10 protein-coding genes are annotated in these 9,156 nt (G+C 63.9%); 2 read left to right on the top strand and 8 right to left on the bottom strand.

The genetic code is table 11. The features are described from left to right. Nucleotides 1–101: 101 nt before the first annotated feature. Together H2LOC_RS08975 and H2LOC_RS08970 are read right to left on the bottom strand one after the other, a co-directional pair. Nucleotides 102–1,433 (bottom strand): DNA-packaging protein, encoded by a 1,332-nt coding sequence (locus tag H2LOC_RS08975; RefSeq protein ID WP_136496094.1) that lies wholly within the window; start codon nucleotides 1,431–1,433, stop codon nucleotides 102–104. Nucleotides 1,434–1,499: 66 nt separating this feature from the next. Continuing rightward, nucleotides 1,500–1,784, bottom strand: a complete 285-nt coding sequence (locus H2LOC_RS08970; protein WP_136496093.1) for a hypothetical protein — start codon at nucleotides 1,782–1,784, stop codon at nucleotides 1,500–1,502. A gap of 452 nt (nucleotides 1,785–2,236) precedes the next feature. On the opposite strand from H2LOC_RS08970, the gene H2LOC_RS08965 reads away from it, so the two are divergent. Beyond that, entirely contained in the window at nucleotides 2,237–2,752 is a 516-nt protein-coding gene (locus H2LOC_RS08965; protein ID WP_136496092.1) for a hypothetical protein, read from the top strand. Nucleotides 2,753–2,774: 22 nt separating this feature from the next. On the opposite strand, the gene H2LOC_RS08960 is transcribed toward H2LOC_RS08965, so the two are convergent. The 5 genes from H2LOC_RS08960 to H2LOC_RS08940 form a co-directional block, all read right to left on the bottom strand. After that, nucleotides 2,775–3,227: a hypothetical protein gene (locus H2LOC_RS08960; protein ID WP_136496091.1), complete on the bottom strand. Its 453-nt coding sequence runs from the start codon at nucleotides 3,225–3,227 to the stop codon at nucleotides 2,775–2,777. Between the two features lie 101 nt (nucleotides 3,228–3,328). Next, a complete protein-coding gene (locus H2LOC_RS08955; RefSeq protein WP_154331606.1) occupies nucleotides 3,329–4,129 on the bottom strand; it encodes a lytic murein transglycosylase in 801 nt (266 codons plus the stop codon). A 352-nt stretch (nucleotides 4,130–4,481) separates the two neighbouring features. Beyond that, on the bottom strand, nucleotides 4,482–5,231 hold the full coding sequence (locus tag H2LOC_RS08950) for an enoyl-CoA hydratase-related protein (RefSeq protein WP_136496090.1): 750 nt from the start codon (nucleotides 5,229–5,231) through the stop codon (nucleotides 4,482–4,484). A gap of 272 nt (nucleotides 5,232–5,503) precedes the next feature. Beyond that, complete coding sequence (locus H2LOC_RS08945) at nucleotides 5,504–6,493, bottom strand: hypothetical protein (RefSeq protein WP_136496089.1); 990 nt, start codon at nucleotides 6,491–6,493, stop codon at nucleotides 5,504–5,506. Between the two features lie 395 nt (nucleotides 6,494–6,888). Next, nucleotides 6,889–7,884: an aldo/keto reductase gene (locus H2LOC_RS08940; RefSeq protein ID WP_281350558.1), complete on the bottom strand. Its 996-nt coding sequence runs from the start codon at nucleotides 7,882–7,884 to the stop codon at nucleotides 6,889–6,891. Nucleotides 7,885–8,262: 378 nt separating this feature from the next. On the opposite strand from H2LOC_RS08940, the gene H2LOC_RS08935 reads away from it, so the two are divergent. Continuing rightward, complete coding sequence (locus H2LOC_RS08935; RefSeq protein WP_136496088.1) at nucleotides 8,263–8,613, top strand: hypothetical protein; 351 nt, start codon at nucleotides 8,263–8,265, stop codon at nucleotides 8,611–8,613. A gap of 82 nt (nucleotides 8,614–8,695) precedes the next feature. On the opposite strand, the gene H2LOC_RS08930 is transcribed toward H2LOC_RS08935, so the two are convergent. Beyond that, a complete protein-coding gene (locus H2LOC_RS08930) occupies nucleotides 8,696–9,091 on the bottom strand; it encodes an META domain-containing protein (RefSeq protein ID WP_136496087.1) in 396 nt (131 codons plus the stop codon). Between the last annotated feature and the right edge of the window lie 65 nt (nucleotides 9,092–9,156).

Below are 9,156 nucleotides of genomic sequence, written 5' to 3'. Positions count from 1 at the left end.
TCATGATTGAAGGGATGTGCAATGGAGCGAAGATGCGCGCGCGGCGTCACAGCCCGGAACATGGCGGTTCGCGGGCTTTGCTCGGTGCTGCAATGGCGGTTTTAGTTGTTCGCGGGCTTCGTCAGACGGCGATAGAAATCGATGATCGCCGTGCCGTCAGGCGCGGAGAGGCATAATTCGGTGACGGCCCAGACCAGCGCGTCGACGCGGTCGGGCGAAAGGCCCGCGGCGCGACGGTCGAAATCAGGCGTCATCAGGCACATCTGATCTTCGAGCTTTGCGAACACGCCGACATGTTTCACCCGGCCTTGCTCATAAAGCGCCGCCACGGGTTCGGCGCGGGCGTATTTGCCCCGGCTGGCCCGCACCGCCTTCACGCGGATATTGGCGTCGATCTGGCGGATGATGGTCTCGACCATGTCGCCGCCGTTGTTCACCTCGGCGACGATCGCGTCGGCGCCGAATTTGCGCGCGGCTTCGACCGCGCGGGTCGCCCAGCCGAGCGGGGTTTCACCCTGGCTGGCGAGATCGGCGAGAATGCAGGGACAGCCGTCTTCGGACAGTCCCGCGACGATGACGCCGCATTCGTCGGCGTTGTCGCCGCTGGTCGCGGGCGGGTCTATCGCGACGACGATGCGCGTCAGTTGCGGCGCTTCTTCGCGCCCGAGATATGCAGCCTCGATCAGCGCGCGGGTCCACAGCGCACCCGGCGTGTCGAGCAGCAGCTCCGCATCGAGCTCCTGCCGTCCGAGCCGTGAGCCCTCATATTTGCGGATGATTTTCTTGACGAAACCCGGCGCGAGATTGGCGATGTTGTCATAGGTCGAGCCGCGCGTCGTCACGGTAAGCGGGTTGGCGAGCAGTTCGCGCATGATCTTCGTCGGTCGCGGCGTGGTGGTGACGACGGCTTGGGGCTGGCGCCCGAGGCGCAGGCCGAGAACGGCCTGATCGAACGCCTCCGGATAACGCCAGGCGGCGAGTTCGTCGCACCAGAGCTTCATATGCTGCTTGCCGCGCAGCCGCTCCGGGGCCTCGGCCGAGAGCAGCAGCGAACGCGCGCCATTGGGCCATTCAAGACAGTTGCGCGCGGCGACGTAGCGCGGACGCTCATGCGGCGGACAGACGGCGAGGAGCCCGGATTCGCCCTCGATCATGGCGTCGCGCATATCGTCCATCGTCGCGCCGATGATATTGACATAGGCGTTGGTTTTGACCCAGCGCCGCACGGCCTCCGCGCCCGTGCGGGTCTTGCCGAAGCCGCGCCCGCCCAGCGGCAGCCAGTAAACCCAATCGCCCGGCGGCAAGAGCTGCTCCGGCCGCGCCCAGAACTCCCACAGATAGGGGAGCGCAACCGCCTCGTCGCCGTCGAGTTCGGCGACGAAGTCTTCGCGCTCGCTCGCCGTCGCGCTAGCGAGAGAGGAGGCGTGGAGCATGGGGCGGAGGGCGTTTCTGTCGTTGCGATGCGGATGGATGGGTCGCGGGCGTCAGGCCCGGCGGCGTCATTTCTTCTTCTCTTCGCCCTTTGTGCGCTCCGCCATGGTATGAAGTTTCTCCAGCAGACGGCGTTTCGCCTCTTCCGGATCGGGGGCGTCGCTTTCCGGGCGGGGAGAATAAAGCCCCAGCAATTTTGCCCTGCGATCCATGATCGCGAGCACGCGGTCGGCCGCGGGCCCTTCGCCGGCCAAGGCTTTATCCATGAGCGCCGCTTGCAGCTCGCGCAGCGTCCTGAGTTCGGCGGCGAGCCGGTCGTCGGTTGGAGACTGGTCGTCAGCGGGTTTAATCACGGAAGCGAAAAGCTCCTGGTGGGGCGGCTGCGCCAGCGCATAAAAAAGCCCGTCGGCCACTTCTGGCGTCCGGGCGCAACTTTTGACGATGTCAAATCTATATCAAAGCAGCCCGCGCCCGTCAAGCGGCTTTTTGTCGGGGAAAAAGTTTTTCTCGAGAAACTTTGCCGCAGGCGTTCCGCAAGGGCGCGAAATTTAACCAGAATCTTTTGTTCGGAAATTTTAGTTCCGCGAAGTTGACGGGCCTCTGCAGGAGCGGCTCAAAGCAGCGCGCTCGCGGAAAAGCTCTGCAGCTCCTTGATTATTTTGGTCGTCCAGCCCCGCGCCGACTCGGGGCGCGCGCCCTCTCAGGCGAAATTCTCCGGGTGGAGGAAGGACTTGCGGGCGCCGGGCGTCAAGAAAAAATTATCAAATCCTGTTTCACAGTCGGGCTGTTGGTCTCGAGGGAAATCATGTCTTTCGATTTGCAGCTCATCGAACCTGCAATCAGCCCGCATGACGAAGCGGTTGCCGCCTTGCAGAGCAAGTCGCTGGTCAATCCGGTTTCGGGGCTCGCGAACGACTATCTCAATTTGTTCAACGAACTGGTGATGATGCTGGAGCAATTGCCCCAGATGCCTGAACTGCTCGACGATCTCCTCGCCTGGCGGCCCATGACCTACCAGGAATATTTCTCGAACTCCAAGCTCTCGGGTCGGCACTCCGCGCTCGAGGCTTATGAACAGCTCGACGCCTCCTTTCGCCGGAGATTTGAGACCTTTATCGCGGAACTGGACGTCATAGCCCTGGCCAGCGTCGCGCAGGTGCGCCGCCAGTTCAGATACGGCGCTCCCCACGACATGAACCTCGTCAATTCGATCTGCCACCGCGCCGGCGAAAAAATGCGGATCATATTGATCCGCGCCTCCCGCCTCGTGAATTATGCGAATCTGGGCGTCTATCAGGAGCCGCAGGAGGCGTGGGACTGACGCCTTTCCGCGGGAACTCCCGTCAAGGTTGGGCCTCGGTGTAGCCGGCGATCGTAACGATGATGCTCAGGCTGGACGGAGCGCTTCCCGAATAGACCCTCGCGGTGGGTGCCACGCCGGGCCCGAAATAATCCAGAACATTCGCTGTCAGAAAATTGGAATAAGGGCTCGACTTGGTTGCAAACACTTCGAACCCGTTCCCTTCCAGGAGGACGACGTCGCTGATGGCGGCGCTGAGCTGGGCGGTCACGCTGGTGACGACGAGCCGCTTTCCCGCGGGCGCCGCGGGGAATGTGACGATGCACTGCGAATTATAGCAGGGCGTATTCGTGCCTTGGGTCGAGATATAGGGAACCTGGGGTGCGGGAAGCGTCGCCCATTCCGGCGTGGCCCGCGCCGTTTGAGCGGCTGCGGGGGACGTCGAGAGCGCCATGAGAGCGAGAGCTATCGAAAGATCTGTCTTCAGCGTGTGCATAGGATTTCCCAATCGGACGACTAAAATAGGGTGAAGTCAGCGTGCTCTCCGATCGGACGGAATCGCCCGATCGGTAAAAATTCGCGCAAGTTTGACGGACGTCACTCGCCGCCGTCGATTCTCTTCCCGATGATGGCGATGGCCCGTTCATAGACCTCAGCGGCGTTCCAGGCCTGGATCGCGGCGAAATTGGGCTCGCCGGGCTGATATCCCGCCCCGGCGCGCCAGCCGTGCGCTTTCAGGAAATTCGCCGTGGCCATCAATGCGTCGCCGGCGTTGTCGAGATTTCCGCCATTGCCGTAATGCAGGATGTTCTTGGGCAGAAACTGGGTCTGGCCGATTTCCCCATGCATGGAGCCGCGGGCGTTGGCCGAGAGCGTCCCACGATCGATGAGCGTCAGCGCGGCGTAGAGTTGATCGGTGAAATATTCGGGCCGGCGGCAGTCGTAGGCGAGGGTCGCGACGGCGGAGAGCGCATGCTGATTGCCATGCGCGGCGCCGAAACCCGTCTCCATGCCCCAGATCGCTATCAGCGGTCCCGGAGGCACTCCGTAGCGCTGCTCGATGGAATTGAACAGCGCGGCATGAGACTGCTTCATGGCGCGCCCGCGGGAAACGATGATCGAGCCGCCGCGCTTGGCCATGAAGGCGTCCAGCGACAGATGAAAGCTCTTCTGGCCGCGGTCGGCGGAAATCGTCGGGGCGTTGTAATGGGTGTTCATCAGGGCCGCTATGCCCGCGCCGCCGACGCCCTGCGCCCGCGCCTCATTGGCGAACTGCTGCTTCCAGGACTCGAAGCCCCCGGGACCATTGCCGCATTGCGCCGCCATGGCCTCTCCGGCGCCGAGTAGCGCGACCAAAGCCGCAGCGGCTATCGAGTTTATTTGCACGGCCCTGGTCATTCAGAACTCCTTCAGCGTCAAAATCCCGATTCGCGGCATCTTCGTCTGGGCGCCCGAGCGCATTTGCGCAAAAGCCGAGCGGGCTCCTGTGGTCAGAATGCGCTTCAAGTTTCTAATCTGACGCGATCTTTACGTTGCGGTCCGAGCTAAAACGCCATCGCGCGCCTTTCGCTGGCGGAATTCCCGCGCGCCAGAGCCGGAATCGGCGCGCGCATGTCAACAAAATGCAGCGTCCGTGTCCAGCCGGAAGGGGCAGATTTTCTGGAGCAAAGGGATTTTTGTGGGGCAGGGCGCCGGGCCGCCGGAGAAGCGAGGCTTGCGCTTCTCCGGGAACGAGGGGGAGGCGGCGTTATCATCCCCTGCGCGCAGCAAAGAAGGCAGCGAGCCGGGCCTTCAGTTCCGGCGTTTTGAGCGCCGCTTCAAAAATTCGGGCTTCTTCGAACATACGGGCGCGCAGTTCCTGGGGATCGCCGCGCATCAGGCGTCTTGCCGCCGCGATCGCCGCCGCCGGCTTGCGCGACAGGCGTTGCGCCGCCTCCATCGCCGTCCGAAGCAACTCGCTTTCCGGCGTCACGGCGTTGACCAGATTGAGGCGCGCGGCTTCTTCGGCCCCGAAGCTTTCGCACAGCAGGAGGTATTGAGCCGCTTTGGCGGGACCGAAGAGGCGCGGCGCGAGCAGGCTGACGCCCGCCTCAGGCGGCAGGCCGAGATCGACGAAGGGCATTTTGAAGCGCGCACCGGGCGCAGCGTAGACGAAATCGCAGTGAAACAGCATCGTCGTTCCGACGCCCACTGCGTCGCCCGCGACGGCGGCAACCATGGGCTTGGCGAAGGCCGCGATCGCCAGCACGAAGCGAAACGCCGGAAACTCTTCCAGCCGGGCCTCGTCGCCCAGAAAATCGGAAAGATCGTTGCCCGCGGTGAAATTGCCGCCCGCGCCGCAAAACAGAACAGCCGAGACGTCGCCGTCCGCCTGCGCCTCGCCCAGGGCGGCGATCGCGGAAAGATACATCTCGCGGTCGAGCGCGTTCTTCTTGGCCGGCCGGTTGAAGGTGATGCGCATTACGGCGCCTTCGCGGGCGACGGCGAGTTTCTCCCCCATTAATTGCTCCGGTCGGACGCTGTGGCCGCATAGCGCGACAATAGGAACGATTTTCGCGGATTGCAGGACAATGTCCAGTCGCTCGGCTGACCTGCTAGCCGAATGGTCCGCTCCTCCGCCCGGCTTTTTCGTCTTCGGAGGGGCAGGGGCGCGGACGCCGGCTCTCGGTCATCTCCAGAGCGCCAGCAGGATGATGATGGGAATCGGCACACCGAGCAGCCACAGCAGAATCGAGCGCATCATATTCGCCTCCCGGGGTGAGTTTGGGCGCCTTAAAGCCTCCAGCTCAGAACACGGCGCAAATGAAGCCCGTCGTCGCGGTGGCGACCGCCGAGCGCCGCCCCGCCGAAAGCCGCGCCCGCGCCGATGAGCATGGCGGCCGCAGAGATGAAGCTGAGCAACACCCCGATCTTGCGCGCCTTCTCCTCCAGCTGCTTCGTCTTGTCGTGATCGCTTTTCAGCTCCTGGGTCGCGGCGTCGACGCGCCGGGCCGCCTCCTGCGCGCCGATTCCTGTTTGCGCGGATATGACATTGACGACGTAGGAGCGGTCGGCCGGGGTCATTTCACCGGTGGCGAAGGCCTTCCGGAATGCGTCTCTGACCGTCTCTCTCGAAGCCGCATCCAAACCGACGGCGGTCTGACCCGATGCGAACCCTCCGGGGCCCTGCGCGGGGGCGGCGCCGCCCCTGTGCGCAGGCGCCTGAATGGCGGCGGTGGAAGCGGTTCCGTCCCCGCGCAACAGGCTGCTCGCCTGATAGTCGGCCGGATTGACCGCCTCGCCGCCGGAGCCGGCCTGCGAGACCAGATCCGCGCCGATTTTCCCGATGTGGTAGAGAGAAGAGGCGGAGGCGAAGGCGAGAATGACCATCGCCGCGCCCCAGGCGGAGAGGCCATGCATGCCGTCGCGCATTTCGGCTTCTTCCGGGTCGGCGACGAGGGAGCGCGCCCGCAGCCGGCCGCTGACATAGCCCCCGAGCGCGAAACTCGAAACGCTGACCCACAACAGCCAAAGCGCAAGCGCGAGATAATGTTGCAGCGGGTTCTCCCCCGAATAGGCGGAGGAGAGCGAGAGTCCGATGCCGGCGCTGAAAAAGGCCATTACGAAAACGACCGCGCAGGACACCGCCGTTCCGGCGGCTATGGCTCCCCAATCAGCGGGCGGCGTCGCCGCCGCGGGCTGGACCTGAGCCTGGGCCGGGATCTCGCGCGCGGCCGCGTCGGTCCTGACCGGACCGGTGGAAGTCTGAACCGCTTCGATCATGGCGTTGTCCTTCCGCTGGCGCGCCTTCCGATCGGACGGAATGGTCCGGCGGACCAAAAAAAGTGCGCCAGGTCAAAGAGTTGGAGCGGAATTTCGGGAAAATGCGCTCTAGCGCAGGCCCAGGAACGACAGAATGGCGAGAACCACCACCACGAGCCCAACCAGATAGATCACCGAGTCCATGAAGGCCTCCCGCGGACGCATGCCCACAGCGCTTTCATGAATAACGGCCGGAAATCTCGCTTGTTCCGTCGCTGGCGACTGATTTTCGGCCATCCGGTCATGCCCACGGCCGACGCCAAAGGGGCGAAGCCGGCGCAGGAAAAGCGGCGCTTACCGGCGCGGACGGCGCGAGGGCGAGCCAAACGCGCGACTATGCCGGCGACGGCGCCCGCTCAGGGCGGCGCCATGAACTCGGGGCCTACGGGAGATGTAACCGTTTCTTCGATTATCCGATCGATTTCCGCCATGGCGCCGGCGTCCAGTCGCCAACCCATCACGCCGTCGATAGGGGCGAGTTGGCCTCGCTTGCGCGCTCCCCAGAGCGCGACGATGTTGTCGCCGCGATCGAGAGCCCAGCGCAGCGCGAGGTGGATGACCTCCTTGCCGTAGGCCTCGCGGGCGAAGCGCGCGAGTCTTTCCACCGCGGCGATATATTGCGGCCGGCGATCGGGCTGGAACTTCGGGTCTCGGTTGCGCAGATCGTCGCCCGAAAACTGCGTGTCCCGGGTTATTTGTCCCGAGAGGAGCCCGCGGCAGATTGCGCCATATGCGAAGGCCGTCAGTCCTTTTCTCTTGGCGTAGGGCAGAATGTCGCGCTCGGCTCCGCGCTCGAAGAGATTGTAGGGCGGCTGAACCGTATGAAGCGGCGCGACGGCGGAAAATTCCTCCATTTGCTCCGGGCTGAAATTGCTCACCCCGACCGCTCTGATTTTGCCGGCGCGATAAAGCTCCGCCATGACGCCCGCGGTTTCGGCGGTAGGCGTTTCAGGGTCGGGCCAATGCACCTGATAAATGTCGATGACGTCGGTCTGCAGGCGTCGCAGCGAATCGTCGATTTCCTTCAAGATTCGTTCTCGCCTCGCGTTGCGGAACGGCCTGCCGTCTTTCCATTCCAGACCCGCCTTGGTCGCGATAACCGCCCGCTCGCGCCTTCCGCCCTGTTTCAGCGCCTTTCCGACGATCTCCTCGGCATGGCCGAAGCCGTAGACGGGCGCCGTGTCTATGAGGTTGACGCCGCGGTCCATCGCTTCGTGAATCGCGCCGATCGCTTCCGCCTCGTCGCTTCCTCCCCACATCCAGCCGCCGATCGACCATGTGCCGAGCCCGATCCGCGAAACCGCAAGCGAGGCTCCGGCAATGTCGACGAATTCCATTTCGGCTTTTGGCATTTCGATCCCTCGTCCCACCCGCGGAGCGGGTTCTCGTGCGGCAGTCCTTCCGACTGTCGCAGACTGTGCGTAGAGAGTTCGCTGCCGGAATATTTCAATCGGGTTGGACGCCCGAAAGACAGGCCCGGCTTTTCGACCCCGCCCAACCTGGAGCGCCTCCTGCCGGTTCATTGCGCATTCATTCGGCAGGTGTTTTTATGCTGGCGGCGAGCAACACGGTCCCGGGTTTCCCAGTCTGGCTCGCGACCGGACCCCAATCAATTCGCCGCGGTCCGCGGCGTGAACTTCGCCATAATTTGGAACCATGGCCAAGCTAAGGCGTTCTTCCTTACAGCCCGGCCCGCGATCGCCGCGCCGGGTTCACTTCGGAGGCAGGGCATGAACAGATTCAAAAAGATACTCACAACCGGCCTCGTTGCGGCGACGCTGGGCTCGACCGTCCTCGCCTCGACGCCGGCTGCAGCCTGGTGCAACGGCTGGGGCTGTGGCGGATGGGGCGGCGGCCCCAGCGCGGGCGCAGTCGCCGCGGGCGTCGTCGGAGGCATGGCGTTGGGCGCGATCGCTGCGGGCGCCGCTTCTTCGGCTTACCCCGGCTACTATGGCTATCCGGCCTACTCCGGTTATCCCGCTTATCCGGTCCGTCCCGCGCGCAGCTGTCGGGCTCGTTCCCCGGTTTATGACGCATGGGGCAACTTCGTCGGCTATCAGCGCGTCTACGTCGCCTGCTGATCAGCAGACAGGTCGATCGTTCCGCTTACCCGCCTGATGCGCTTTCGCTCTTTCGACGATGCGCCGCAGGCGGGAAAGCTTTTTATTGCCGGATAAACGCGGCGATCTCCTCGCCTCTCTCGTTCAGCAGCGCCAGCAGCGAATCTTCGAGCCGGAGGCTGCGAGCCGCTTCGAGGGCCGCAAAATATTTGAACTCCAGGCCGGCGAGTTCCGGCGGGCAGGCCATCCGCGTGGCGGCGAGGTGGCCGAAGCTTACTTTATCGCCTTCGATCCTGGCCTTGCCTGAGGCGCGGTTGCAGCCCACCGTCGTCGAAACCGCGCCGTCGGCGGCGATCTGCAAACGCGTCTTGGTTCGATCGAAATCCGCCGCGCCGCTCAGCCGTTCCAGGCGCCAGTTTCCCGCCAGATCGTGAAGGGTCTCGGCATGCGCGCACGAGAGGGCCAGAAACAGAGCGGCAAGTATCGGCGACACGCGCATCGGCGCTCCTGGTAATTTGGAATATCGATTGTCCACCCTAATTCTCCGATCAGGCAAGGCCTGGG

Source organism: Methylocystis heyeri, assembly GCF_004802635.2.
Classification (GTDB): Bacteria; Pseudomonadota; Alphaproteobacteria; order Rhizobiales; family Beijerinckiaceae; genus Methylocystis; species Methylocystis heyeri.
Note: the sequence above shows the minus strand (reverse complement) of the source record. Positions and strands in the feature narration are given on the sequence as shown.

Coding starts and splice junctions, on each gene's coding strand:
- H2LOC_RS08955 (WP_154331606.1), bottom strand. CDS start 4,129: ATGACCAGGGCCGTGCAAATAAACTCGATAGCCGCTGCGGCTTTGGTC.
- H2LOC_RS08975 (WP_136496094.1), bottom strand. CDS start 1,433: ATGCTCCACGCCTCCTCTCTCGCTAGCGCGACGGCGAGCGAGCGCGAA.
- H2LOC_RS08965 (WP_136496092.1), top strand. CDS start 2,237: ATGTCTTTCGATTTGCAGCTCATCGAACCTGCAATCAGCCCGCATGAC.
- H2LOC_RS08945 (WP_136496089.1), bottom strand. CDS start 6,493: ATGATCGAAGCGGTTCAGACTTCCACCGGTCCGGTCAGGACCGACGCG.
- H2LOC_RS08935 (WP_136496088.1), top strand. CDS start 8,263: ATGAACAGATTCAAAAAGATACTCACAACCGGCCTCGTTGCGGCGACG.
- H2LOC_RS08960 (WP_136496091.1), bottom strand. CDS start 3,227: ATGCACACGCTGAAGACAGATCTTTCGATAGCTCTCGCTCTCATGGCG.
- H2LOC_RS08930 (WP_136496087.1), bottom strand. CDS start 9,091: ATGCGCGTGTCGCCGATACTTGCCGCTCTGTTTCTGGCCCTCTCGTGC.
- H2LOC_RS08950 (WP_136496090.1), bottom strand. CDS start 5,231: ATGGGGGAGAAACTCGCCGTCGCCCGCGAAGGCGCCGTAATGCGCATC.
- H2LOC_RS08940 (WP_281350558.1), bottom strand. CDS start 7,884: ATGCCAAAAGCCGAAATGGAATTCGTCGACATTGCCGGAGCCTCGCTT.